This is a genomic window from Nocardia sp. NPDC049149, assembly GCF_043197455.1.
Taxonomy (GTDB): Bacteria; Actinomycetota; Actinomycetes; order Mycobacteriales; family Mycobacteriaceae; genus Nocardia.
On the sequence record NZ_JBICTD010000006.1, the window covers coordinates 714,695 to 738,308 of the forward strand.

The 23,614-nt window shown below is 67.3% G+C and carries 22 protein-coding genes; 17 read left to right on the top strand and 5 right to left on the bottom strand.

Annotation, left to right across the window (positions count from 1 at the left end):
* The first annotated feature begins 10 nt into the window (after positions 1 to 10).
* The 4 genes from ACGFNJ_RS27430 to ACGFNJ_RS27445 all read left to right on the top strand — a co-directional run bounded on the left by ACGFNJ_RS27430 (position 11) and on the right by ACGFNJ_RS27445 (position 4,601).
* On the top strand, positions 11 to 418 hold the full coding sequence (locus ACGFNJ_RS27430) for an arsenate reductase ArsC (RefSeq protein ID WP_393453954.1): 408 nt from the start codon (positions 11 to 13) through the stop codon (positions 416 to 418).
* Between the two features lie 110 nt (positions 419 to 528).
* A complete protein-coding gene (locus ACGFNJ_RS27435) occupies positions 529 to 1,263 on the top strand; it encodes a class I SAM-dependent methyltransferase (RefSeq protein WP_393453957.1) in 735 nt (244 codons plus the stop codon).
* A gap of 68 nt (positions 1,264 to 1,331) precedes the next feature.
* The gene (locus ACGFNJ_RS27440) at positions 1,332 to 2,441 is read left to right on the top strand and encodes a ThiF family adenylyltransferase (RefSeq protein ID WP_393453960.1); all 1,110 of its coding nucleotides are present in this window, start codon (positions 1,332 to 1,334) and stop codon (positions 2,439 to 2,441) included.
* Between the two features lie 243 nt (positions 2,442 to 2,684).
* Positions 2,685 to 4,601: a CocE/NonD family hydrolase gene (locus tag ACGFNJ_RS27445; protein ID WP_393454215.1), complete on the top strand. Its 1,917-nt coding sequence runs from the start codon at positions 2,685 to 2,687 to the stop codon at positions 4,599 to 4,601.
* A gap of 120 nt (positions 4,602 to 4,721) precedes the next feature.
* Here ACGFNJ_RS27445 and ACGFNJ_RS27450 read toward each other — a convergent pair whose 3' ends face one another.
* Both ACGFNJ_RS27450 and ACGFNJ_RS27455 read right to left on the bottom strand, forming a co-directional pair.
* The gene (locus ACGFNJ_RS27450; protein ID WP_393453963.1) at positions 4,722 to 5,450 is read right to left on the bottom strand and encodes a peptidylprolyl isomerase; all 729 of its coding nucleotides are present in this window, start codon (positions 5,448 to 5,450) and stop codon (positions 4,722 to 4,724) included.
* 416 nt (positions 5,451 to 5,866) lie between these two features.
* Positions 5,867 to 7,270, bottom strand: coding sequence for a PLP-dependent aminotransferase family protein (locus ACGFNJ_RS27455; RefSeq protein ID WP_393453966.1), 1,404 nt, complete (start codon positions 7,268 to 7,270; stop codon positions 5,867 to 5,869).
* A 1,219-nt stretch (positions 7,271 to 8,489) separates the two neighbouring features.
* Here ACGFNJ_RS27455 and ACGFNJ_RS27460 point away from each other — a divergent pair.
* The 7 genes from ACGFNJ_RS27460 (at position 8,490) to ACGFNJ_RS27490 (ending at position 15,875) form a co-directional block, all read left to right on the top strand.
* Entirely contained in the window at positions 8,490 to 9,326 is an 837-nt protein-coding gene (locus ACGFNJ_RS27460; RefSeq protein WP_393453969.1) for a nitrilase-related carbon-nitrogen hydrolase, read from the top strand.
* 17 nt (positions 9,327 to 9,343) lie between these two features.
* Positions 9,344 to 10,765 carry a dihydropyrimidinase gene (gene hydA, locus ACGFNJ_RS27465; protein ID WP_393453972.1) on the top strand — a complete coding sequence of 474 codons (1,422 nt, stop codon included), beginning with the start codon at positions 9,344 to 9,346 and terminating at the stop codon, positions 10,763 to 10,765.
* Positions 10,766 to 10,802: 37 nt separating this feature from the next.
* Entirely contained in the window at positions 10,803 to 11,837 is a 1,035-nt protein-coding gene (locus tag ACGFNJ_RS27470; RefSeq protein WP_393453975.1) for a TIGR03842 family LLM class F420-dependent oxidoreductase, read from the top strand.
* Positions 11,838 to 12,075: 238 nt separating this feature from the next.
* Complete coding sequence (locus tag ACGFNJ_RS27475; protein WP_393453978.1) at positions 12,076 to 12,963, top strand: ABC transporter permease; 888 nt, start codon at positions 12,076 to 12,078, stop codon at positions 12,961 to 12,963.
* Positions 12,964 to 13,060: 97 nt separating this feature from the next.
* A complete protein-coding gene (locus tag ACGFNJ_RS27480) occupies positions 13,061 to 13,969 on the top strand; it encodes an ABC transporter ATP-binding protein (protein ID WP_393453981.1) in 909 nt (302 codons plus the stop codon).
* A complete protein-coding gene (locus tag ACGFNJ_RS27485) occupies positions 13,966 to 14,739 on the top strand; it encodes an ABC transporter permease (protein WP_393453984.1) in 774 nt (257 codons plus the stop codon). The genes ACGFNJ_RS27480 and ACGFNJ_RS27485 overlap by 4 nt, the downstream gene beginning before the upstream one ends.
* On the top strand, positions 14,736 to 15,875 hold the full coding sequence (locus tag ACGFNJ_RS27490; RefSeq protein ID WP_393453987.1) for an ABC transporter substrate-binding protein: 1,140 nt from the start codon (positions 14,736 to 14,738) through the stop codon (positions 15,873 to 15,875). Before ACGFNJ_RS27485 ends, ACGFNJ_RS27490 begins: the two co-directional genes overlap by 4 nt.
* 24 nt (positions 15,876 to 15,899) lie before the next feature.
* On the opposite strand, the gene ACGFNJ_RS27495 is transcribed toward ACGFNJ_RS27490, so the two are convergent.
* Positions 15,900 to 16,406 carry a hypothetical protein gene (locus tag ACGFNJ_RS27495; RefSeq protein ID WP_393453990.1) on the bottom strand — a complete coding sequence of 169 codons (507 nt, stop codon included), beginning with the start codon at positions 16,404 to 16,406 and terminating at the stop codon, positions 15,900 to 15,902.
* Positions 16,407 to 16,541: 135 nt separating this feature from the next.
* Between ACGFNJ_RS27495 and ACGFNJ_RS27500 the strand changes: the two genes are divergently transcribed.
* The 3 genes from ACGFNJ_RS27500 (at position 16,542) to ACGFNJ_RS27510 (ending at position 19,744) form a co-directional block, all read left to right on the top strand.
* A complete protein-coding gene (locus tag ACGFNJ_RS27500; RefSeq protein WP_393453993.1) occupies positions 16,542 to 18,077 on the top strand; it encodes an ArnT family glycosyltransferase in 1,536 nt (511 codons plus the stop codon).
* Positions 18,078 to 18,165: 88 nt separating this feature from the next.
* On the top strand, positions 18,166 to 19,584 hold the full coding sequence (locus ACGFNJ_RS27505) for an amidase (RefSeq protein WP_393453996.1): 1,419 nt from the start codon (positions 18,166 to 18,168) through the stop codon (positions 19,582 to 19,584).
* Positions 19,585 to 19,597: 13 nt separating this feature from the next.
* A complete protein-coding gene (locus tag ACGFNJ_RS27510) occupies positions 19,598 to 19,744 on the top strand; it encodes a hypothetical protein (protein WP_393453999.1) in 147 nt (48 codons plus the stop codon).
* Here ACGFNJ_RS27510 and ACGFNJ_RS27515 read toward each other — a convergent pair.
* The gene (locus ACGFNJ_RS27515; protein WP_393454002.1) at positions 19,734 to 21,215 is read right to left on the bottom strand and encodes a bifunctional phosphatase PAP2/diacylglycerol kinase family protein; all 1,482 of its coding nucleotides are present in this window, start codon (positions 21,213 to 21,215) and stop codon (positions 19,734 to 19,736) included. The two genes, ACGFNJ_RS27510 and ACGFNJ_RS27515, sit on opposite strands and share 11 nt — an antisense overlap.
* 99 nt (positions 21,216 to 21,314) lie before the next feature.
* Between ACGFNJ_RS27515 and ACGFNJ_RS27520 the strand changes: the two genes are divergently transcribed.
* Positions 21,315 to 21,683, top strand: coding sequence for an arsenate reductase family protein (locus ACGFNJ_RS27520; RefSeq protein WP_393454005.1), 369 nt, complete (start codon positions 21,315 to 21,317; stop codon positions 21,681 to 21,683).
* A gap of 93 nt (positions 21,684 to 21,776) precedes the next feature.
* On the top strand, positions 21,777 to 22,457 hold the full coding sequence (locus ACGFNJ_RS27525; protein WP_393454008.1) for a TIGR00266 family protein: 681 nt from the start codon (positions 21,777 to 21,779) through the stop codon (positions 22,455 to 22,457).
* A 179-nt stretch (positions 22,458 to 22,636) separates the two neighbouring features.
* Here the strand turns inward: ACGFNJ_RS27525 and ACGFNJ_RS27530 are convergent, their stop codons facing one another.
* A complete protein-coding gene (locus tag ACGFNJ_RS27530; protein ID WP_393454218.1) occupies positions 22,637 to 23,143 on the bottom strand; it encodes an NUDIX domain-containing protein in 507 nt (168 codons plus the stop codon).
* A gap of 73 nt (positions 23,144 to 23,216) precedes the next feature.
* On the opposite strand from ACGFNJ_RS27530, the gene ACGFNJ_RS27535 reads away from it, so the two are divergent.
* The gene (locus tag ACGFNJ_RS27535) at positions 23,217 to 23,600 is read left to right on the top strand and encodes a nitroreductase family deazaflavin-dependent oxidoreductase (RefSeq protein ID WP_393454011.1); all 384 of its coding nucleotides are present in this window, start codon (positions 23,217 to 23,219) and stop codon (positions 23,598 to 23,600) included.
* Positions 23,601 to 23,614: the final 14 nt, after the last annotated feature.

Here is a 23,614-nt window from a genome sequence, read left to right on the forward strand (position 1 = left end):
ATGTCCACCAATGGTTTCCAAGCCGAGCGTCTTGTTCGTCTGCGTCCACAACGCCGGACGCTCGCAAATGGCCCAGGGTTTCCTCAGCCGCCTAGCCGGTGATGCGGTCGAAGTTCGTTCCGCGGGCACCGCACCCGCCGACGCGATCAACCCGGTCGCCGTCGAGGCGATGGCCGAAGTCGGCATCGACATCACCGGCTACACGCCCAAGATCCTGACTGCCGACACCGTCGAAACATCCACCGTGGTCATCACTATGGGCTGCGGGGACACCTGTCCCTACTATCCTGGCGTCACCTACCGCGACTGGACACTCGGCGACCCCGCGGGCCAGGACCTCGACACCGTTCGGCAGATCCGCGACCAGATCGAACAACGCGTCCGCGACTTGCTCGACACGCTCGGCATCCGGGGCTGACTGCCGAGGCCGGGACCACCGAGTGCATCCAGCGAATGCGTATCTCTACCAACACGATCGAGCCGGAAAATCGGTAGCGGTCGGACGATCGCCGCTGCCATGCTTCGACCATGGTCGACAAGCTGTTCACCGATGTCCGGCTCGCCGCGTGGTACGACCGCTTGCATCCGTGGGACGCACGTAGCGATTTCGAGTTCTACCTGCCGTTGGTGCTGGCCGCGGAATCGGTGCTCGACGTGGGCTGCGGGACCGGTGCGCTACTGCACCGGGCCAGGGAGTCCGGCCATGTCGGCCGCCTGTGCGGACTGGACCCGGCCCCGGGGATGCTCGAGATGGCACGTGCCCGTGCCGATATCGAGTGGGTGCTCGGCGACGCGAGTGCCGCGCTGGGGCAGTTCGATCTCGTGGTCATGACCGGGCATGCGTTTCAGGTTTTGGTCGAGGACGACGAGCTGCGGGCCGCGTTGGCGGCGATCGCGGCGACGCTGACCGCTACCGGTCGCTTCGTCTTCGAGACGCGCAATCCGCTTGTGCGGGAATGGGAGACGTGGGATCGGCGGTACTCGGGGGAGGCGACGGATGAGACGGGCGCGGTGGTGCGCAGCGTCTGTGAGGTCGCACAGCCGGTCCACGGCGATCTGGTGTCTTTCACGCACACGTTCACCAGTGCCGGCTGGGAACCGGAGGTCAGTCGTTCGACGCTGCGGTTCCTGGGCCCGGAGGCTTTGTCCGGCTTTCTGTCCGAGGCGGGTTTGGTCGTCGCCGAACAGTTCGGGAACTGGGATCGCACGCCGTTAACGGACACGAGTCCGGAGATCATCACCAGTGCGCGGCGCTCTGGATGAGATTCGCCCTCGCTTGCGGCAGGTTCGCCGTTATCATTGACTGAGTCAACGATTGGCGGGAGCTAGGCATGGCCTCGTTTCAGATTGGTCGGGTGGAGCAGCGAAACCCGGTGGACTTGACGGGTTTTCGCGCAGCGTTGGGCGCGCCGCCGGGGTGGGCGGCGGTGATTGTCGCGGTAGCGGATGGCGCCGAATTCGCCGAGATCTGCCGGGAGCACCACGTCGAGGTGTTGGACACCGTGGCAGGGCAGGTCGCTGAGCTGGCGCGGATTCGACTGCCGGGGGAGGGGCAGGAGCGGGAACAGTTCATCGCCGAGACATTGGCCGGGGATTCGGCGACCTATGGATGTTGGGCGTACCTGCCGTGGACGCGGCGGGTGGTGCACGTATTGGGGCCGGACGACTTCTTCGATGTGCTCACAGATCGCAACCAAGACAAGATCACTCGGGCCGAGCAACAGGTGCTGCGCGGGAAATGTGTTGGGGTACTCGGGCTGTCGGTGGGCGGGGAAGCGGCGGTGACGTTGGCGCAGGAGCATCTGTGCGGGCACATCGTGCTGGCGGATTTCGATGCGCTGGATCTGTCGAACCTCAATCGGCTCAACGCGAGTGTGGCCGATCTCGGGGTACCTAAGGCGTGGATCGTGGCTCGACGGATCGCTGAGATCGATCCGTATCTGCACGTGACCGTCTTCGATCACGGGGTGACGGCGGAGAATGCCGACGCGTTTCTCGAAGGGCTCGATCTGCTTGTCGAGGAATGTGACGATCTGCCGACCAAGTACGACATGCGGACGCGGGCCAAGGCGCGGGGACTCGATGTGGTGTACGCGGCCGACGAGCGCGGGTTTCTGAGCGTGGAACCGTATCGGACCGAGCCGGCGTTGCCGGTCTTTCACGGGCTGGTCGACGGGCGTCCGGCGCGGCGGGCCGAGTTCGCCTCGACGGCAGGGTTTTTGCGGTCGCTCACCGGATGGCTCGGCGGTTGGGGGAGCATTTCGAGTCGGTCGCGGCGGTCTGTCGAGCAAGTCGGCCGGTCACTGTCGGGCTATCCGCAGTTGGCCAGCGAGGCGCGGTTCGCGGCGGGGCAGGTGGGGCACGTGGCGCGGCGGTTGCTGCTCGGGGAGCAGGTGGCTCCGTTCCACGATCATGTCGACTTGGCTCAGTTGGTCCCGTAGCGGATCTCGGCGCTGAGCCGCTCATGCTGTATCTGGATCACGGAAACTGTTGCAGTGCAACATGATTAGTATTGACAGAATTGCGGATGAACTCGGCGAAATTCATCGGATCTCTGATCTTGCACTGGTAAGATCAGCGCGACGGAGGCGTTCTCGAAGCTGTGCACTCCGAATCCCTGGTTGCGCCTCTGCGGGAGGTGGATCACCTTGTCCGGATATCGCATGGGTGTCGGACGTCTGCTCATGGCGGCGTTGTGTGTCGGGGTTCTGGTCGGGGGATGTACCTCCGGATCCGACACCAATAAGACCGCGAGCACGCAGACTCCTGCACCAACGGAGACCGGCCCATGGCCACCGACGTCCGGGCGGGGGAAGTGCGCCGTAGACAAAGAGACCGATGTCCCCGGGACGATGCGGGACGGGACGGTCCTGCGCGCCGACGTCTATCGCCCGAAAACCAGTGATCCGGTGCCGGTGATCCTGATGCGCACGCAATACGGGAAATCCGCTGCGCAGGTACAACCCTCGCGTTATCAGACACCGGACTGGTTCGCCTCGCAGTGCTACCTGGTGGTGATCCAGGATATTCGCGGCATCGGTAGGTCGGAGGGCACGTTCACCGAGTTCGACAACGACCTGAAAGACGGCTATGACTCGGTCGAGTGGGCGGCCCAATTGCCGGGCACCAACGGCAAAGTGGGCATGTACGGCTCGTCGTATGTCGGCGCCACCCAGTGGCTCGCCGCCGTCGAGACCCCGCCGCACCTGACCACCATCGTCCCCGCCAACACGGCCTCGGACTACTACGACGGCTGGACCTACGAGGGCGGCGCGTTCCGGCTCGGCTTCGTCGAACCGTGGGCGGTCGGCACCATCGGGCTCGAATCCGCCGAGCAGCGCAAGGACACCGCCGCGGCCGACCAGATCAAGGCGGCGATGCCGGACTTCACCACATGGATGAATTTCCGCCCGTACAAGGACTTTCCGCCACTGCAGCCCGGCAACCCCGCGGTCGCGTCGTGGTACTTCGACTGGATCCGCAACTCCACCTACAACGACTACTGGAAGCGCTGGAGCATCCGCGAGCACTATCAGGATGTGAAGATCCCGGTGCTCGACATGCAGGGCTGGTACGACGCCTTCCTCGCGGGCGGCGTCGAGAACTTCACCGGCATGGTCGACAAGGGCGGCACGCCGCAGGCACGGCAGAACCAGCGCCTGGTGATCGGGCCGTGGGACCACCTCGGTTGGGGCAGGCCGACTTCGACGATCGCCCCGCTGCTCGACAAGCTCGGACCGGTCGGCAACAGTCCCATCAACGAGCTGATGCTGGCCTGGTACGACCACTTCCTCAAGGGCGTAGACAACGGCGTCGCAGGCGACAAGCCGCGCGTCGACTACTACGTGATGGGCGCCAATCGGTGGAAGACCGCGCCGAGCTGGCCGCTGCCGCAAACCCAGTGGAAGACATACTATTTCAACGGCAGCGGGGTCAACGGCGCCATGGGACGCGCAGGCAAGCTCGTCGAACAGGTGCCGACCGGCGCGGCCGATACCGACCGCTACCGCTACGACCCCGAGGATCCCGCGCCGAGCGCGGGCGGCCACTCCTGCTGCGGCGTCGGCACCGGACCGCAGGGCCCGTTCGAGCAGGGCGCGGTGGAACAGCGGTCGGACGTACTCACCTACGACACCGCGCCTTTCACCACCGACACCGAACTCACCGGCCCGATCACGGTGCAGCTCTGGGCTTCCTCGACCGCGGTCGACACCGATTTCGTTGCGCGGCTGGAGGTGCTCGGCCAGGACGGCTCGGTGATCAACCTCAACAACGGCATCATCCGGGCCGCCTTCCGCGATTCGCTCACGAACCCAACGCATCTCGTGCCCGGTCAGCCCTACAAGTTCACCATCAAGATCTGGCCGACCAGTTACCTGTTCAAGGCAGGCGATCGCGTCCGCCTCGCCGTCTCCAGCAGCGACTACCCGCAGTACGCGCCGAACCCCAACACCGGAGAACCCTTCGGCGACAACACCCGAACCCAACCCGCGACCCAAACCATCTACAAGGACGCAGAACACCCGTCCTCCGTGATCCTGCCCATCATCCCGTCCGGCGACACCGGCGCAACCACCTTCGACCTCACTCCGCACAAGTAATGGTCCACGAGTGGCACACCACGGTGAGGCGCTCTCGGCGTTTGCCACAGCCATGTGCCACTCGTGCGCCGGACATGACTGTGGCGGCGTCCACGGACGCCGCCACAGTGGGGATGAGGGTTAGTTGCGTGCGGTGGTGACTGAATTGAGGACGACGTCGGCGGCGGGGGCGCCGTCGGAGCCGCCGCCCTGCACGCCTGCGTTGCCGATCGAATCGAGGACGTCCTGGCCCGCGGTGACCTTGCCGAACGGTGTGTAGCTCGGCGGCAGCGGGCTGTCCTTGTAGACGAGGAAGAACTGGCTGCCGTTGGTGTTCGGGCCCGCGTTGGCCATCGCGACGGTGCCCGCCGGGTAGGTGGCTCCTGCCAGGTTCTCGTCGGGGATCTGGTAGCCGGGGCCGCCCGTGCCGGTCGCTGTCGGGTCCCCGCACTGCAGGACGAAGATGCCCTGGGTGGTGACGCGGTGGCACTTGGTCAGGTCGAAGTAGTGCTTTTCGCTCAGGAAGACGAACGAGTTGACGGTTTCCGGCGCCTTGGAATCCAGCGCGATGGCCACGGCACCGCAGTTGGTTTCGAGCGTCGCGGTGTATTGGGCGTTCGGGTCGGCGACACGGTCCGGCGCAGGCCACGTATCGGTGGACGCCGTCTTCGCGGGCGCCTTCGGTGCGCCGCACTGTGCGGGCGCCTGCGTCCGCACGCTCCAGGTATTCGCCGAAACACCGCCACTCGCGAACGCCGCCAGCGCCGCGGCCACCGCCGCCACGCCGACCACGCGTAGCACCCCACGCGGCACCCCGAGCCGCCAACCACGCCTGATGTCGAATTGCCGCCCTTGCACTTCGCTGCTCACCGCTAGGAATCTCCTTCATTCGGATTGCGCACCGGACGATGCCGTCGCGAATAATGCCATCTCGGCGGCCGAAGCGGGCCAGGACGGTGCGGATCGTACGAAAAACCAACGGGTACGGCCGTCTGTGGTCCCTCGCCGCACACGGTCTGACATCCGCACGCGTGTCAGTGCGGCGAGTCGGCGTGCGGGAACGCAGAAGGTGTGCGGCGACGTCGGGTGTGGTGGGTCGGTGCTGGTCGTACGAAACCAGCGGGGTGCGCGCGTTCGTGGTTCCTTGCCGCACATGGTTTGACATCCGCACGCGTGTCAGTGCGGCGAGTCGGTGTGCGGGGACTCAGAAGGTGTGCGGCGAACAGTCTGTGTCGGATGTGGCGGTAGGCGGGTGAGTGCGGACTCGGGCGGCAGTCGGTGGAAACTCAGCTGCGTCGGATGCGGCGGTAGGTGGGGGCGGCGGTGGTGGCGGCGGCGAGTTCGGTGGTGAGCCAGTCGAGGTCTGCGTCGGTCAGCGGGGAGATGGTGATTCGGAGGTGGTCGGTCGGTGGATAGTCGCCGACTATGAAGGGCCCGCCGGGCGCTGCCTTGATGCCTGCCGCCGCTAGGGAGATCATCGCGGCGTTCTCGTCGGCGACCGGCAGCCACAGATTGATGCCGTCGCCGCGCGCGACCGTGATGCCGCGCATCGCCAGTGCGCGGCGGAGTTCGGCTGAGCGCCTGCGGTATTCGGCGCGGGCGGTGGTGACGGCGTGCACGGCGGTCTCGTCGTCGAGCATGCTCAGCAGGACGCGCTGGAGGAGTCTGCTGGTCCAGCCTGCGCCGAGCATGCGGCGTTCGATGACCGGATCGAGCAGCTCGGCCGGTCCGCCGACGACGGCGAGTCGCAGATCGGCGCCATGCGATTTCGAGTAGGAGCGGATGTGGACGGTGCGCCCGGGTAGTCGGCTGCCAAGGGAACGCAGTGGGGCGGCGGCGATTCCGGCGGAGTGGTCGTCCTCGATGATGAGTGTGTCGGCGCCGTGCAGCACATCGGACAGTTCCCGGATGCGTCGCGCGGTGAGCGAGACACCGGTGGGATTCTGGGCGCGTGGCTGCAGGATCAGGCAGCTGGCTTCGTGTTCGGTGACCGCGCGCGCGAGTTCCTCGGGCAACAGCCCGGATTCGTCCATGCGCACCGGAATCGGGCGGGCGCCGAGCCGGGCGAGCAAGTCGAGAAACGGTGGGAAACACGGATCTTCGACCGCCACCGCATCGCCGAGCCGCACATGCGTGGACAGCATCCGGTCGACCGCGTCCAGCGCACCGTCGAGCACCGCGAGGCGTTCGGCCCGAAACGGCCAGTCGGCCCGCACTTTCGCGGCAAGCTCGGGCAGCACTGCCTCGCCGAGATAGTCGGCGGCGAGGTCGTTCGCCTGGTTCCGAGTCAGGTCGCGCAGCGCGGCGCCGAGGTCGGGAAGCAGCTCAGGATCGGGCGTGCCACGGGAGAGATCGATCCGAAAAGTGCTGCAGGATGGCGGATGCAGTCGCTGGTATCGGCCGACGGCAGTAGTCGCCGGTGCGCCGACAAAGGTCCCCGCCCGCCCCCGCGCCACGATCGCACCGGCGGCCGCCAACGCCCGCCACGCCTGGTTCACCGTCGCAGGCGACACCTTCAATTCCCTGGCGACTTCACGGACCGTTGGCAGCCGAGCCCCAGGCGCCAACGCCCCGGTCCGAATCTGGCGACTGACCGCCGCCGCAATCCCCGCCGACGTCCGATCCGCCAGATCCGCAATGAACCACCCACCCGCCCCCGACGCCTCAGCCCGCACCGGCTCAACGCTCACGCCCCACCCCCAACATCCGCACCCGTCCTGCCCATCGGCACCCGTTCCGCCGGCCCAGACCGGGTGCGGATCCACAGAACCGGTGCGAATCGCCCACCGGGCCCGCGCAACTCTGCGCGCCGCGCAGCTGCGCCCCGCGGTCCGCACTCGTTCTCGGGATCCGCACCGTTTCTGCGGATTCGCACCAGCTCTGGGCGCCCGGAGAGAGTGCCGATCCACAGAAGGGGTGCGGATTGCCGATCGAGTCTGCGTGGACTTGCGTGCCGCCCGGCTGCGGCCCAAGGGCCGCGCTCGTTCTTGGGATCCGTACGCGTGCTTTGCATCCGCACCCGTTCTGGCCGCCTGGAACGGGTGCGGTTCCGCAGAACGAGTGCGAATCGCCCGCCGTGCCCGCGTGACCCTGTGCACCGCGCCGATGTGCCGCGCTCGTCGTTGGGATCCGCACCGTTTCTGTGGATTTGCACCAGCTCTGGGCGCCCGGAGAGAGTGCCGATCCACAGAAGGGGTGCGGATTGCTGGCCAAGCCTGTGTGCCCTCGAGTGGCGTGCTGGGGTGGCGCGGCTGAAGCGCTGATTTTTGGATGCGCCCCGTTGGAGTGCCATGGGCCCGCACGTCCGCCGGGCTGTCCCGACTCGACTGGAGCGGAACCACACCGTTGCACGGGCCCGACTTTCCAGTCGGCACACGGCTGCACCATGTCGGTGACTACGTCTCGCTGGCTCCCGAGCCCGCCTTGCTGATTCCCACCCGCGCCTCGCTCGCCCCCGCCTACCCGACGCTCGCCTCCGCCATGACCGAGCACCGCTTGGCTGTGTCCTCGGTTCACTCGCTGACGCTCGCTCATGACTGCGCCTCGCTGGCGCTCGGCACCGCCATGACCGAGCACCGCTTGGCTGTGTCCTTGGTTCACTCGCTGACGCTCGCTCATGACTGCGCCTCGCTGGCGCTCGGCTCCGCCATGACCGAGCGATGCTCGGCTGTGTCCTCGGTTCACTCGCTGACGCTCGCTCATGACTGCGCCTCGCTGGCGCTCGCCTCCGCCATGACCGAGCGATGCTCGGCTGTGTCCTCGGTTCACTCGCTGACGCTCGCTCACAACCGTCATTCTGCGTCGGGCGGGACACCGGAACTACGGCGAATCCCAGGATTTACGGCTACGAAACTGTTTCCGCATTCTTGTAACACAACCGAATTGGTTCGGAGTGAAGTATAACAAAGCATGGGAATCGTTCGAGCGGCGCTCGTCCAGACGAACTGGACCGGCGACAAAGAGTCCATGATCAAAGCCCACGAGGATTACGCACGTCAGGCCGCCGCGCAGGGCGCGAAGGTGATCTGTTTCCAGGAGCTGTTCTACGGCCCGTACTTCTGCCAGTTGCAGGACACGAAGTTCTACGACTACGCCGAATCGGTGCCTGGCCCGACGACGGATCGATTCGCCGCGCTGGCAAAGGAATTAGGCATGGTGATGGTTCTGCCGGTGTACGAGCAGGAACAGCCCGGCCTGCTGTACAACACCGCGGCCGTGATCGACGCCGACGGCAGTTACCTCGGCAAATATCGTAAGCACCATATTCCGCACGTCAACGGGTTCTGGGAGAAGTTCTACTTCCGTCCTGGCAACCTCGGCTGGCCGGTGTTCGACACCGCGGTCGGCAAGGTCGGCGTCTATATCTGTTACGACCGCCATTTCCCGGAGGGCTGGCGTGCCCTCGGCCTGGCGGGCGCCGAAATCGTGTTCAACCCGTCCGCCACCTCGCGCGGCCTGTCCGGCTACCTGTGGAAACTGGAGCAGCCTGCCTCCGCGGTGGCCAACGAGTACTTCATCGGCGCGATCAACCGTGTCGGCATCGAAGAGTACGGCGACGACGACTTCTACGGCACCAGCTACTTCGTCGACCCGGAGGGCAAGTTCGTCGGCGAGGTCGCCTCCGACACCGACCCCGAACTGGTGATCCGCGACCTGGACCTGGACCTGATCAAGGTGGTCCGCGACCGCTGGGCCTTCTATCGTGACCGCCGCCCGGACGCCTATGGACCGCTGGTGGCTCCGTAGAGGCGGGTGACACACAGATGACGAAGACATTCATCCATGGCGGCACGGTGGTCTCGGCCACCGGATCGCAACTGCTCGACGTGCTGGTCGACGACGAAACCATCGTCGCCGTCCTGCAACCCGGCGCCACCGCGCTCGGCGCCGACCTGTCCGCCACCGCCGATGTCGTCATCGACGCCACCGGTAAATACGTGATTCCCGGTGGCGTGGACGGACATACGCACATGCAGATGCCGTTCGGCGGCACCGAGGCGTCCGACACCTTCGAGACCGGCACCCGCGCCGCCGCCTGGGGCGGGACGACGACGATCGTCGACTTCGTGGTCCAGACGCCGGGGGAGCGGCTGCAGGACACCCTCGGCGCCTGGCATCAGAAGGCCGACGGCAAGTGCGCGATCGATTACGGCTTCCACCAGATCATCGGCGAGGTGAACGACGAATCCCTCAAGGGGATGAGCGAATTGGTGTCCGAAGGGGTCACCAGCTTCAAGTTGTTCATGGCCTACCCCGGCGTCTTCTACTCCACCGACGGCCAGATCCTGCGGGCCATGCAGTCGGCGGGTGATCTCGGCGCGCTGCTGATGATGCACGCGGAGAACGGGATCGCCATCGATGTGCTCGTCGAGCAGTCCATCGCCCGCGGTGACACCGCGCCCTACTTCCACGGCACCAGCCGCCCGTGGCAGATGGAGGAGGAGGCGACCCATCGCGCGATCATGCTGGCGCAGTTGACCGGTGCACCGCTGTACGTCGTGCACGTGTCGGCGAAACAGGCGCTGGAGCAGATCGCCACCGCACGCGGCAACGGCCAGAACGTCTTCGGCGAAACCTGCCCACAGTATCTGTATCTCTCGCTCGAAGAACAGTTGAGCGCACCGGGTTTCGAGGGCGCCAAGTGGGTGTGCTCGACCCCGCTGCGCGCCAGGGCCGAGGGCCACCAGGACGAGCTGTGGCGTTACCTGCGCACCGGCGACGTGACCACGGTCAGCACCGATCACTGCCCGTTCTGCATGAAGGACCAGAAGGAGATGGGCATCGGCGATTTCAGCAAGATCCCGAACGGGATCGGCGGCGTCGAGCACCGGATGGATCTGATGTTCCAGGGCGTCAAGAGCGGACGCATCTCGCTGGAACGCTGGGTGGAGGTCTGCTGCACCACGCCGGCCCGAATGTTCGGCATGTACCCGCGCAAGGGCGTGATCAGTCCCGGCGCGGACGCCGACATCGTGATCTATGACCCGAACGGGCACACCAGCATCGGCCTCGGCAAGACCCACCACATGAACATGGACTACTCGGCCTACGAGGGTTTCGAGATCGATGGTCACGTCGACACCGTGCTGTCACGAGGGCGCGTGATCATCGATGGCGGCGCCTATCTCGGCAGCGCCGGGCACGGCCGCTTCGTCAAACGCGCGCTGTCGCAGAACCTGATCTGACCCTTAGCCGTATCCGACTTCGAACGGAGAGTGCCGCATGGACATCGGTGTGGTGCTGCAATGCACACCCCCCGCCTCGCGCGTGGTCGAACTGGCCAGACAGGCCGAAACCCATGGCTTCTCGCATGTCTGGACCTTCGACTCGCACCTGCTGTGGCAAGAGCCGTACGTGATCTACAGCCAGATTCTGGCCGCCACCCGCAAGGTGACGGTCGGCCCGATGGTGACCAACCCCGCCACCCGGGACTGGACGGTCACCGCGTCGACCTTCGCCACGTTGAACGACATGTTCGGCAACCGCACCATCTGCGGTATCGGCCGGGGTGATTCGGCGGTGCGCACGCTCGGTGGCAAGCCGACCACGCTGGCTACGCTGCGCGAGTCCATCGAGGTGATCCGCGAACTCGGCAACGGGCGCAGCGCCAGGGTAGGGGACACCATCGTGCGGTTCCCGTGGGCCGCCGAATCTCGGCTCGAGGTGTGGATGGCCGGATACGGTCCGCGCGCACTGGATCTCACCGGCGAGGTGGCCGACGGCTTCATCTTGCAGCTGGCCGACCCGGACATCACCGCGTGGACCATCGCCAGGGTGCGGTCGGCCGCCGAACGGGCAGGCCGCGATCCCGGCGCGGTGCGGATCTGTGTCGCCGCACCGGCATACGTCACCGACGGCTCCGATGCCGCGTTGGCCCACGCCCGAGAACAGTGCCGCTGGTTCGGCGGCATGGTCGGCAACCACGTCGCCGACATCGTCGCGAAATACGGGACGGGCAGCGACGTTCCAGCCGCGCTGACCGAATACATCGCGGGCAGGCAGGGATACGACTACAACCAGCACGGTCGCGCGGGCAACACGCACGCCGAGTTCGTCCCCGACACCATCGTGGACCGCTTCTGTCTGCTCGGCACCCCCGATGATCAGCTGGCGCGGCTGCGTGAGCTGGAAAAGCTCGGAGTAGACCAGTTCGCGGTGTACCTGCAGCACGACGCGAAGACCGCGACGCTCGAGGCCTATGGCGAGTCCGTGCTGCCTCGGTTGGCGCACCCGGTGACCGCCACGGAGGGCGCTTGATGGCGGCGCACGCCGGCCGGTTCGCTGACCGGTCCGTGCGCTACCTGGCCGGCGGTAGTTCGGGTAGGAGTTCAGTGCCGGGCTGTGTCGTCGTGCACAGCGGCGCAGCCAACCAGGGCAACCCGGCGGTGCGAATGGGAGGCCTGGTGACAGCGCGCGCGTTGTCGGTGCGGACGAGCGTAGGCATTCGACCGACCAGGTCGATCGGGCGCGCTCGGCGGCAGAGGTGGGAGGTTCGGTGACAGCGCGGGTGCGGTTGGCGCGGGTCGGGTATGCGGTAGCGGTGCTGGTGCTGCTGCTCGCGGCCTGGGAACTGGTGAAGTTGGTGGTGCCGGAACGCGGTGTGAGCATCGGTGACCAACGGATCCTGCCGCGCACCGGCGATGCCGCGCTACCGCACGTGTGGTCGGTGGTGACAGTGCTCGGTGAGCGCGACGGCGCAGGGACGGTCGGCGCAACACTGGTGCGGACAGCAGGATTCACGCTCGGGCTCGCGCTGCTTGCGCTGGTGCTCGGCACGGCCGTCGGTGTCGCGCTTGCGGTGGTGATGCAGCGCTTTGCGTGGGTGGAGCGCGGGCTGTTTCCGTATATCGTGGTGTCGCAGACGGTTCCGCTGATCGCGCTGGCTCCGCTGGTCGCGGGTTGGGGCGGGAAGATCGTGATCGCGGGGGAGCCGTGGCGGCCGTGGATGAGCATCGCGGTGATCGCGTCTTATCTGGCGTTCTTCCCGGTCGCGGTCGGCATGCTGCGCGGCTTGCAGGCGCCGCCGAAGGCTTCGGTGGAACTTCTCTACAGCTATTCGGCTGGCTGGTGGGACACCTTGGTGCACTTGCGGTTTCCCGCTGCCGTCCCTCATCTGCTGCCCGCGCTACGGCTGGCCGCGGCGGCGTCGGTGATCGGCGCGGTGGTCGCCGAGATCTCCACCGGCACCGCAGGCGGCATCGGCCGCCAGATCATCGTCTTCTCTCAGCAGGCCACCGGCAATGCCGCCCGGCTGTACGCAGCTGTCCTGGCCGCCGCCCTGCTCGGTGTCGTGATCACCGCCGTGGTCGGCCTCGCCGAACTGGCGCTGCGTCGCTACAACCGCCCGGCAGGCGCGGCTCGGCCAGCGGGCGGCGGCCGGTGATCGGCGGCACCGTGTCCGGCGCCACTCGCCCCGCACCGCCCTCGACTTCGCTTCAACACCGCCGCGCCCCCAGCGGCAGCTCACCAGGAGGTACCCGTTGACCGCCAAAGCACGGCCGGCCGTCGCCGGGCCGGATACCCCAGGGCGACATCCGGATTCGCCGGACGAACAGGGGGTGATCGAGGTCGTTGTCGACACCGGGTCGGTGCAGAACGACGTTGCCGCGGTCGAGCTGACCGGGGTGGAGAAGATCTACGTGGCCGGGTCGGTGCACGCGTTGTCGGAGGTGACGCTCACCGTCGCCGCCAGCGAATTCGTCTCGCTGATCGGCCCTTCCGGGTGTGGCAAGTCCACGCTGCTTCGCATCATCGCCGACCTCGAACAGCCGACCGGTGGCACTGTGACGGTGCATGGAAAGTCCGCGAGGCAGGCGCGCATCGATCAGGACTACGGCATCGCCTTCCAACAGGCAGGCCTGCTGGACTGGCGCACGGTGCAGGCGAACGTGGAGCTTCCCCTGGAACTGCACAAGGTGGGTAAAAGCGAACGACGCACGCGCAGTGCGGAATTGCTGGAGATGGCGGGCCTCACCGACTTCGCCAAGCGGTACCCGGCCGAGCTGTCCGGCGGCATGCAGCAACGCGTCGCCATCGCGCGCGCCTTGGCGCCGAAACCGTCATTGCTGTTGATGGACGAACCATTCGGCGCACTCGACGAGATGACCCGCGAACGGATGCAAGGCGAACTGCTCCGAATAGCCGGAGAAACCGAGGCCGCCGTGGTTTTCGTGACGCACTCGATCCCGGAGGCAGTGTTCCTTTCCGACCGGGTGGTGGTGATGTCGCCACGGCCGGGCCGGATCACCGAGATCGTGCCCACCGGCGATTGGGGCCGGGATCCAGTGCTCGACGGTGACGATGTGCGTTCCAGCGCACCCTTTTTCGAGGCGGTGGCGGCGGTGCGCGAGGCATTGCACCGCGGGCACGCCGGGGACCTCCCCCGATGACGCTGCCCTGGCGGACTGTGGTGCCGCCGTTGGCCTTCGGCATCGGCGGCCTCGCGCTGTGGCAGGTGCTGACCGTCGTCGCAGGCGTCCCGTCCTTCCTGCTCCCGGCACCCACCGCCATCGCGAGCGAATTCACCGGAAATTTCGACCGCATCCTCGACGCCTCGCTGGCGACCGGAACCAATGCCCTGCTCGGCCTGCTGGTCGGCGGCGTTCTCGGCATCATCGCCGCGATGCTCGCCGTCCGCTTCCACCTCGTCGAGGGCCTGCTCACCCCGCTGGCCGCCGCGGCAGCCGCCGTGCCGATCGTCGCCCTTGCGCCCCTGTTGAATTCGATGTACTCGACCACGACGGACACCCCGCGCCGGATGGTCGTCGCCATCGTGGTGTTCTTCCCGATGTTCATCAGCACGGCCAGGGGACTGCGTCAGGTGCCGCAGGTCCACACGGATCTGATGACCTCGTACGCGGCGGGCGGCTGGCAGATCACCCGCACCGTCCGCCTCCCCGCGGCACTGCCGCACCTGTTCACCGGCCTGCGCATCGCCGCACCGGGCGCGGTGATCGCCGCCATCATCGCCGAATACTTCGGCGGCCTGCAGAACGGCCTCGGCAGCAGAATCACTTCCGCCGCAGCCAATACCGCCTACCCGCGCGCTTGGGCGTATGTGGCGGGCGCGATGCTCGTCGGCCTGCTGTTCCTGGCCGCGGTCCTGCTCCTCGAACAACTCACCCGTAGACCCCGCACCACCCTCTGGAGAACCCGATGAAGAAGACCACCCGTTTGCGCGCCTGTCTGGTGCTGGTCGCGGTGGCCGCCGCCACGCTGACCGGCTGCAGCACCACCGACGGCACCTCGACCATCACGGCCGACGGACTGACCAAGGTCCGCCTGCAGTTGCAGTGGTTCAAGCAGGGCCAGTTCGCGGGCTACCTGGCCGCGGTCGACCAAGGGTTCTACAAGGAGCAGGGCCTATCCGTCGAAATCCTGGACGGCGGAACGGATATCGTCCCGCAGACGGTGCTCGCGCAGGGCCAGGCCGACTACGCCATCGCCTGGGTGCCGAAGGCGCTCGCCTCCCGCGAGGCGGGTGCGGGCATCACCGACGTGGCGCAGATCTTCCAGCGCTCGGGCACCAAGCAGGTGTCGTTCAAGTCGGAGAACATCGCGGGACCGGCCGCGCTGCGCGGCAAGACGGTCGGAAACTGGGGCTACGGCAACGAATTCGAACTCTTCGCCGGGATGACCAAGGCGGGCATCGATCCCTCGCGCGACGTCAAGCTCGTGCAGCAGCAGTTCGACATGAACGCCTTCCTCGCCAAGGACATCGCGGCCGCACAGGCCATGTCCTACAACGAGTACGCGCAGCTGTTGGAGACGAAGAATCCGGCCACCGGAAAGCTCTACACCGCTGAGGATTTCGCCACCATCGACTGGAACGACGAAGGTGTTGCGATGTTGCAGGACGCGATCTGGGCCAACACCGAGAAGCTGAACGACGCCAAATACCAAGAGCAGACGGTGAAATTCATCGCGGCCTCGCTCAAGGGGTGGGTGTTCTGCCGCAACAATGTCGACAAGTGCCGCGACATCACCGTCGCCGCGGGCAGCACGCTCGGCGCGTCGCATCAGCAGTGGCAGATCAACGAGGTGAACAAGCTGATCTGGCCGTCGCCCGCCGGGATCGGCATGGTCGACAAGGCGGCATGGGATCGCACCGTGCGGATCGCCAAGGAGACCAAGAACCAAGAGGGCGTCACCGTCCTGAAGAAGGACCCGGACGCCAGCGCCTACACGAACGAATACGTCACCAAGGCACTGGATCTGCTGAAGTCCGGTGGCACCGACGTGACCGGCGCCAGCTTCGCGCCGAGCCAGGTCACCCTCGCCGAAGGCGGTAAGTGAGCCAGCCGATGCGAAGCAGGAGATTCAGGCCTGCGGCGTCAGCTCGATGACGACACCGCCCAGCTGCCAGGTCTGGTACAGATCGGCCTTGTTCGGCGCGCCGTCGGCGGTGTAGCCGATCCCGTTGAACTTCGCGTTGGTCTTGTTGTCCGCCGCGATGATCGCGTACAGCCGCATGACGTCCTGCTCGGTCGTGTGCACCACCGGAACGAACGTCTCCGGCTTACGGCCGCGCGAGATCTGAACCGGGTCTCCGGCCTGCAGGTTCTTGACCCACGGCCGCAGCGCGGTGCCGATCAGCAGTCTGCCGTCGTGTTTGGTGTAGGCCACCGGCACGTCGTAGCGCTTGCCGGACTTGCGCCCGACGACGTGCACCGTCATCAGATAGTTGCCGACGAAACGGGAGATCCCCGGCACTCGGAGCAGTGATCGCACGATCTTGTTGGTCCTGGCCTGCGACTTTCCGATCGGCTCCGGTCCGGTAGTGGACGGTGTGCCGTAAGGGTTTTCAGTGGTTGGTCGGTCACTCATGAGCCAAGTATCGTCCTCGAATCCGGCCGGACGCACCCAAAAAGGACGCGGACGCGCCCGGCCGGTGCCGGAGCAACACGGCGATTTCCCGCTACATTCGAGCGGTCCCGTCCCGGAAAACCTCCAGGAGCTGGCGTGACCGAGGCCGAACAACGGCAGGAGCTAGTCGCGGCAGCCGATGTCCGCCCGCCGCTCGCGACGAAGGGTCTCGCCGTGATCGCGGCCCTCGCGGCGGGGGTGCTGCTGTTCTCGGCCAGCCGCTACGACTACTTCGGCGACGAGCTCTACTTCCTCGCCGCCGGCCGGCACCCCGCGTTCGGCTACGCCGACCAGGGCCCGGTGCTTCCGTTGCTCGCCAGGCTGATGGACCTCATCGCGCCGGGATCGTTCTTCGTGCTCCGGCTGCCGGTGGTGCTGCTGACGGTGCTGGCCATCGTGCTCACCGCAGGCATCGCCCGCGAGCTCGGCGGCGGCCGGGCCGCCCAACTCGGGGCCGCCATCGCGTACGCGACCTCGCCGTTCCTGCTGCTGCAGGGCAAGATGCTGACGACCAACGCCGTGGACACGGTGCTCTGGGTGATTATCACCTGGCTCGTGGTGCGCTGGGTGCGCACCCGCCGCGACGGGCTGCTGCTGTGCGCGGCGTTGGTGACCGCGGTCGACATGCAGGTGAAGTGGCTGATCCCGTTCTTCTGGATCGGGGTCGCGCTGACCTCGCTCGTGTTCGGCCCGCGGGAGCTGGTGCGCAGGCCGCTGTTGTGGCTCGGCGCCGCGATCGTGGTGTTGGTGAGCGTCCCGATGCTGCTCTGGCAGGCCGACCACGACTGGCCGCAGCTGGCGATGGGCGAGGTGATCAGCGGCGAGCAGGGCATTCTCGGCGGCAGGGCGATGTTCGTTCCGCTCGCGGTGCTGACCGCCGGCTACCTCGGCGCGGTGGTGCTGCTGTACGGCGTGTGGGCGCTGCTGCGCACCCCGTCGCTGCGGCCGTATCGGTTCCTCGGCGCGACGCTGCTCGTCCTGGTCGCGATCTTCCTGGTGATCGGCGGGCGGATCTACTACGTGGCAGGCATGTTCGGCGTGGTGCTTGCGGCGGGCGCGGTCGGGCTCGCGGAGCTGGCCCGCGGACTGCCGGCCACCGCGCGGCGGCTGCTGACCGGCGCGGGCGTGGCGCTGGCGCTCGCCGCGACGGTGTTCGTGCTGTGGTCGACGCCGTGGCGGGCAGCGTCGGCGATCCCGCCGCCCGCCGACGACGCGGAGGCCACCATCAACATCGGGGTCTACGGCGAGTTCGGCTGGCACGAGCTGGCCGACGAAGTCCGCCGCGCTACCGACGAGCTGCCGCCCGCGGAGCGAGCGGGCGCCGTGATCATCACCGACACCTATTGGCAGTCAAGCGCTTTGGATCAACTGGCCAGGGATGAGCTGCCGCCGATCTACAGTCCGAGCCGTGGTTACGGCTATTTCGGGACCCCGCCCGATGCCGCGCCGGTGGTGCTCGCCGTCGCCATGAACGAGGCGTTCCTGCGGTGGGATTTCGAGCACGTCGAGTCCGTCGGCAAGGTCAACTCGCGCCTCGGCTATCCCGGCAACACTCAGGACGTGGTCATCTGGAAGTGCAGCGGGCAGCGGCACCCGTGGTCGCAGGTGTGGCCTGCGCTGATGCACCTGTAGCGGCGGCTGGTGCCGCTCGCGAGTGTTGTTGCCATAACTAGGGATTGATGTCATGACGGCCGTCGGAGCGGTGGCTACACTCCTGCGTGTGACGCTACCCGCCGAGCACGTGCTCCCGAGCCTCACCGCAGCCGCGGCGGCAATGCGCCGCCACGAACTCACCGCGACCGACCTACTGGATCGGGTACTGGCCACCGCCGACAAATACGACCCGACCCTCGGCGTCTATCTCACGCGATTCGACGAGCGCGCACGCAAGCAAGCGGCCGACGCGGACGCGAAGTTCGCCGCCGATCTCCCGCTCCCACCGCTGGCGGGAATTCCGGTGGGGGTCAAGGACATTCTCGCCCACTCCTACGCCAAGACGACGGCGCAGAGCCTCGTCCTCGACCCGGCCTGGGGCGCCTCGGTCGGCGATTGCACCGTCGTGCGCAGGCTGGAAGCGGCGGGCGCCATCGTCACCGGCAAGGTCACCACGATGGAGTTCGCCATCGGGCTGCCCGACCCGGACAAGCCCTTCCCGATCCCGCGCAATCCGTGGGACCCGGCTCGCTGGGCGGGCGGCTCCAGTTCTGGGTCGGCCAGCGGCGTCGCGGCGGGCATGTTCCTCGGCGCGATCGGCACCGACACCGGCGGCAGCATCCGGATGCCCGCCTTCTTCACCGGAACTACCGGCCTCAAGCCGACTTTCGGCCGGGTGCCGAAATCCGGTGTGGTGCCGCTCAGTTACACCCTCGACCACGTCGGGCCGATTGCGCGCAGCGCTGCCGATTGCGCGCTGCTGCTTTCGGTGATCGCCGGACACGACGCGGCCGACCCGTACAGCGCGGCCGCCCCGATCGATGACTATGTCGGCGCGCTCACCGGCGACCTGAACGGGATCACCATCGGCGTCGATGACCTGGATCGCTACGCGACCGCAGGCATCGATCCGCTGATGCAGCAACGGTTCACGGCGGCCGTCGACGTGCTCCGGGAGGCCGGGGCGACCATCGTCCCGATCGAACTGCCGATGTACCCCGAGGCGATGGCGGTCGGCGTCGTGGTGCTGATGGCCGAGTCGCACGCCTATCACCGCCGCACCCTGCGGTCACAATGGCAGGACTACGGGAAGAGCACCCGGCTGCTGATGGCCGTCGGATCCGCCATCGGCGGCGCGGATTATGTACAGGCGCAACGGGTTCGGCGGATTGCCAAGGAACGGATGGCCGAGCTGCTCGGCACGGTCGACCTCGTTGTTACGCCGACCGGACACCTCGCCGCACCTACCATCGACAGCCTCGATCAGTTGCGACCGTTGAGCATCCTCGATTCGATGCACACACCGTATTGGAACCCGCTCGGCAATCCAGTGCTCGCCGTGCCGATTGGGTTGGGCGGCAACAAGACTCCGCTGTCGATGTCGATCGCCGGCCGGCATTTCGCGGAGGCGTCCGTGCTGCGCGCCGGTGATGCCTATCAGCGCCGCACCGACCATCACAGCCAAATCCCCACTGCCGTCCGCTGACCGGAGGATTCCGATGTCTCTCGAAACGAGCTGGTCCACCGATCCGGAGGAGAACCGGGTGCTGGACGAGCTGACCCAGGTCGCGCGGGCGATGGCCGAGCTGTTGCACAGCGTCGACAACGCCCGCTACACCGATCCGAGCGGCGGCTTCACCGGCTGACCGGTGGTGCCTCCCGGAATACGGCCAGTGCGGCAGGCTGACTGGCGAAGCCCAATCGCATTGCGCGGTGGCCGACTTCGCCGTCGGTCGCCAGTGACACCGGAGCACCGTCGACGCTGACGTCGAGCTGTGCGACGCGTCGATGCACGTAGGTGGCCGAACGATCCAGCGTCCCGGTGAACGTCGCCCAGATCAGGCGGGTCCGCGACAGGGGGAGATCCGCACGCAGATAACGGATGTCGAGGGTCCCGTCGTGCAGTCGCGGGCGCGACATCGGGATCTGATCCGCCGGATGGTAGGCCCCGTTGCCGACGAACAACATCCAGAGTGCGCTGCGCCTGCCGTCGACCTCGGCGTGCAGCGGCGCCGCGCGAAACAGCACGCGCAGCATCGAGAATCCCGCCGCGGGCCACTTGCCTACCCGCTTCTCCCAGCGTTCCCGCAAGCGCACGAAGTCGGGGTAGCCGCCGAGGCTCGCCGTGTTGACGAACACCTGCTCCACGGCGCCGTCCAAGCGCACGCGGGCGGTGTCGACGAGCACGAGCTGACCCGATTCGAGTGCGGCGAAGGTGGTCTCGGGATCCTCGACGCCGATATCCCTGGCGAAGTGATTGAGCGTGCCGCCCGCGAAGACGGCGAGCGGAACCCCGTGGCGCACAGCGGCTTCGGCGACGGTCGACACGGTGCCGTCGCCGCCGACCACACCGAACGCCGCGACGTCGTCCTCGCGTACCTTCTTGTCGAGCTCCGCACTCAGATCGAGGTCGCCGTCGAGCTCCAGCAGTTGGGCCTCGGGCAGTCGGCTACGCAGCACGGCGAGTTGCTCGCCGCCATCACTGCTGCCCGAGGCCGGGTTCACAACCAGCAGCAGCCCGCGCCCGCCGGGTAGCGGATCGGTGCGCTTGGTGTCACCGAGGTCGGCGGGCTCGTCGTCGCGCACCGCCCACCAGCGCCGGGTGGCCAGTGCGACACCGGAACCCAGTGCGGCGCCGGCCAGCACATCGGTGGGCCAGTGCACGCCGACGTGCACGCGCGAATAGGCGACCGCCGCAGCGACGGGCGCGAGCACCGCTGCCGTCTTCGGGGCTTCGAGAGCCACCGCGGTGACGAAGGCGGCCGCCGAGGCGGCATGGCCGGACGGAAACGACGACGACTGAGGCGGTTTGACGAGCCGCCGCTGCAGCGGCACCGCTTCGACCGGCGGGCGGCGGCGCGGGAACAGCGGCTTGCCGACACCGTTGGCCACACCGCTGGCCAGGCTCACCGCGACGAGTCCGCGCACGGCGGCGCGCCGCTGCGCCCGGCCGCCCGCGACGAAGAGTCCGGCGGATATCGCCATCCAGAGGCGACTGTGGTTGGCGCTCATGGTCAGGGTGCGCAGAGATCGATCGGCGGGCGTGGAGCGCCAGCGCGCGGTGCGCTCCACAAGCCGACGATCCAGCGTGTTGATCGGGCGAAGTTGGTAACGCATCGAATCGAGCATAGTGGGCGCGCCAACCCGGGTCAGGGACGCGACCGCGGACAGCCCGCGATGCCCTGGTGTGTCAGCCGTGCTCGGTACGCTTTCCGCATGACATCTGGGCAGACCGAGATCTGGCACAACCCGCGGTGCACCAAGAGCCGCAACGCCACCGCGCACCTGGACGCGGCGGGTGTCGAGTACACAGTGCGCCGCTATCTCGACGAACCGCCGACCACCGCTGAACTGAAGTCGGTGCTGAAGCGGCTCGGCGCCGAGCCGTGGGACATCACCCGCACCGGTGAGCCGATCGCGAAGGACCTCGGCATGTCGACATGGGGCCGCACGCCCGCAGACCGGGACCGCTGGCTCGCCGCGCTGGCCGAGCACCCGAAGCTCATCCAGCGCCCGATCGTGCTGACCGCCGACGGTGGCGCGGTCGTCGCCCGCGACGACGACACCCTGCGCTCGCTGGGCTGAGTTCTCGGTGGTCCGGCCGGGATTCCGTATCCCCGATACTGGGGTCGGTGTGGGCACCCGCGTGGCGCGAATCAGGCGGTAGGGTCGGCGGATATGAAGGTACAACTGCGCCACAACCCTGCCTCGACCATCGCGCGGTGCTTCCTCGCGGGCGGCGAGCCGATGCGGGTCGAGAGCGGCGCCATGGTTGCCCACTCGGCGGGAGTCACGTTGCAGGCCAAGGCCGAAGGCGGCATCTTGGCCGGGCTCAAGCGGTCGGTGCTTGCGGGGGAGTCGTTCTTCGTCTCGACGTTCACCGCGCCCGCCAACGGTGGCTGGGTGGATGTGGCACCCGCCTTGCCAGGCGACATGCTGAACCTGCAGATCACCCCGGACCGCCCGTTTTTCATCAGCCGCGGCGGCTGGATCGCGAATTCCCATGGGGTGCAGGTGGAAAGCAAGTGGGGCGGGTTCGCGAACCTGTTCGGCGGCGAGGGCGGCTTCGGGTTGCGCGCGCACGGTGACGGCGAGATCGTGGTCGGCGTCTTCGGCGCGATCGACGTGATCGACCTGCAGGCGGGCGAGCCGATCACCATCGACACCGGACATGTGGTGGCATACGACTTGTCGATGAACTTCACCATCCGGCGCGCGGTGTCCGGCCGATCGATCCAGTCGCTGAAGTCCGGCGAGGGCTTCGTCTTCGACTTCGTCGGACCAGGTCGGGTGCTGTTGCAGACGCGCAACCCCGGCGCTTTCGCCGCGTGGGCGAGTTCGGTAGCCTCCTCCGGGTAAATGGAGCGCGGCGACCGTGTGTTCGCTCTGAGTTCAGGCGGAATTCATGTCCGTCGTCAAAGCTCCGGTGCCCCACCGATATCTCTAGCAACGGAGAAAAATGGAAATCCTCAGCGTGTTCGCCAACATCTTCACCACCCTTCTGATGCAGGGCAGCGGCAGCGCATCCTGATCGCTGATCAGGTGAGCAGATCGTCGATGAACACCCGAGTGTCCGGCACGAACGGCCATTTCGGATCGCTGAGGTGGGCGCGCAGTTGCGCATCGGTCCACCACCAGCCATCGGCGATCTCTTCGGGCTGATGACGGATGGGTCCGTCATAACGCAGCTCATAGGCGAAAAGGTGGCAGCGCATGGGTCTGCCCTGCCACCTGCCGTCCCAGGAAACGCGGGCCAGTGGCCGCGGCGCGCCTGCCTCCAACACCGTGATGCCGAGCTCTTCGGCGAGCTCCCTGACCGCGGTATCCGCCGGAGCTTCCCCCGGTTCCACCACGCCGCCCGCCAAACAGTCGTGCATCCCCGCGAACACCATCTTGGTGTCGGTGCGCCGATGCACGTAGATCCGTTCGCCGTCGCTCGAGCGCACCAGCACGCCTGCACTGGCGTGCCAGCGGCCCTCGCGATAGACCGTCGCGCGGTCGGCGGACCCGACCGCGTGGCCGTCGGCGTCGTAAACCGCGATCATTTCGGTGTTCTGCACTGACACCGGTCGAGGGTAACGTGGGCGGCGCACGACCCCTCCAGAGAGGACCGCGCCGATGGTGCTTCCGCGCACGCTGGCGAAATTCAACCGGTATGCCACCAACCCCGCCGCGGGGCTGTTCGCGGGCCGCGCGCCCGGCTTCGCCGTGGTGGCGCACAAGGGCCGAAAATCGGGTCGCGCCTATCGAACTCCGGTCTCGGTGTTCCATCGTGACGGGGTCTATCGCATCGCGCTGACCTACGGCCGCGACGTCGACTGGCTCAAGAACATCTGCGCCGCAGGCGATTTCAGTCTGCAGGTGCGTGGCAAAGAGATCGTGCTGACCGACCCGGTCGTCCATCAGGACCCCAAGATGCGCTGGGCGCCCGCCGCCGTCCGCCCCTGGTTGCGGACACTCGCGGTGCAGTACTACGTCGAGGCGAGTCCCGCGAAGGACTGATTCTCGGCGCGGTG

Coding starts and splice junctions, on each gene's coding strand:
- ACGFNJ_RS27460 (WP_393453969.1), top strand. CDS start 8,490: ATGGGAATCGTTCGAGCGGCGCTCGTCCAGACGAACTGGACCGGCGAC.
- ACGFNJ_RS27445 (WP_393454215.1), top strand. CDS start 2,685: ATGGCGGCGTTGTGTGTCGGGGTTCTGGTCGGGGGATGTACCTCCGGA.
- ACGFNJ_RS27495 (WP_393453990.1), bottom strand. CDS start 16,406: ATGAGTGACCGACCAACCACTGAAAACCCTTACGGCACACCGTCCACT.
- ACGFNJ_RS27525 (WP_393454008.1), top strand. CDS start 21,777: ATGAAGGTACAACTGCGCCACAACCCTGCCTCGACCATCGCGCGGTGC.
- ACGFNJ_RS27510 (WP_393453999.1), top strand. CDS start 19,598: ATGTCTCTCGAAACGAGCTGGTCCACCGATCCGGAGGAGAACCGGGTG.
- ACGFNJ_RS27470 (WP_393453975.1), top strand. CDS start 10,803: ATGGACATCGGTGTGGTGCTGCAATGCACACCCCCCGCCTCGCGCGTG.
- ACGFNJ_RS27535 (WP_393454011.1), top strand. CDS start 23,217: ATGGTGCTTCCGCGCACGCTGGCGAAATTCAACCGGTATGCCACCAAC.
- ACGFNJ_RS27435 (WP_393453957.1), top strand. CDS start 529: ATGGTCGACAAGCTGTTCACCGATGTCCGGCTCGCCGCGTGGTACGAC.
- ACGFNJ_RS27440 (WP_393453960.1), top strand. CDS start 1,332: ATGGCCTCGTTTCAGATTGGTCGGGTGGAGCAGCGAAACCCGGTGGAC.
- ACGFNJ_RS27530 (WP_393454218.1), bottom strand. CDS start 23,143: ATGATCGCGGTTTACGACGCCGACGGCCACGCGGTCGGGTCCGCCGAC.
- ACGFNJ_RS27520 (WP_393454005.1), top strand. CDS start 21,315: ATGACATCTGGGCAGACCGAGATCTGGCACAACCCGCGGTGCACCAAG.
- hydA (WP_393453972.1), top strand. CDS start 9,344: ATGACGAAGACATTCATCCATGGCGGCACGGTGGTCTCGGCCACCGGA.
- ACGFNJ_RS27430 (WP_393453954.1), top strand. CDS start 11: ATGGTTTCCAAGCCGAGCGTCTTGTTCGTCTGCGTCCACAACGCCGGA.
- ACGFNJ_RS27485 (WP_393453984.1), top strand. CDS start 13,966: ATGACGCTGCCCTGGCGGACTGTGGTGCCGCCGTTGGCCTTCGGCATC.
- ACGFNJ_RS27490 (WP_393453987.1), top strand. CDS start 14,736: ATGAAGAAGACCACCCGTTTGCGCGCCTGTCTGGTGCTGGTCGCGGTG.
- ACGFNJ_RS27515 (WP_393454002.1), bottom strand. CDS start 21,215: ATGCGTTACCAACTTCGCCCGATCAACACGCTGGATCGTCGGCTTGTG.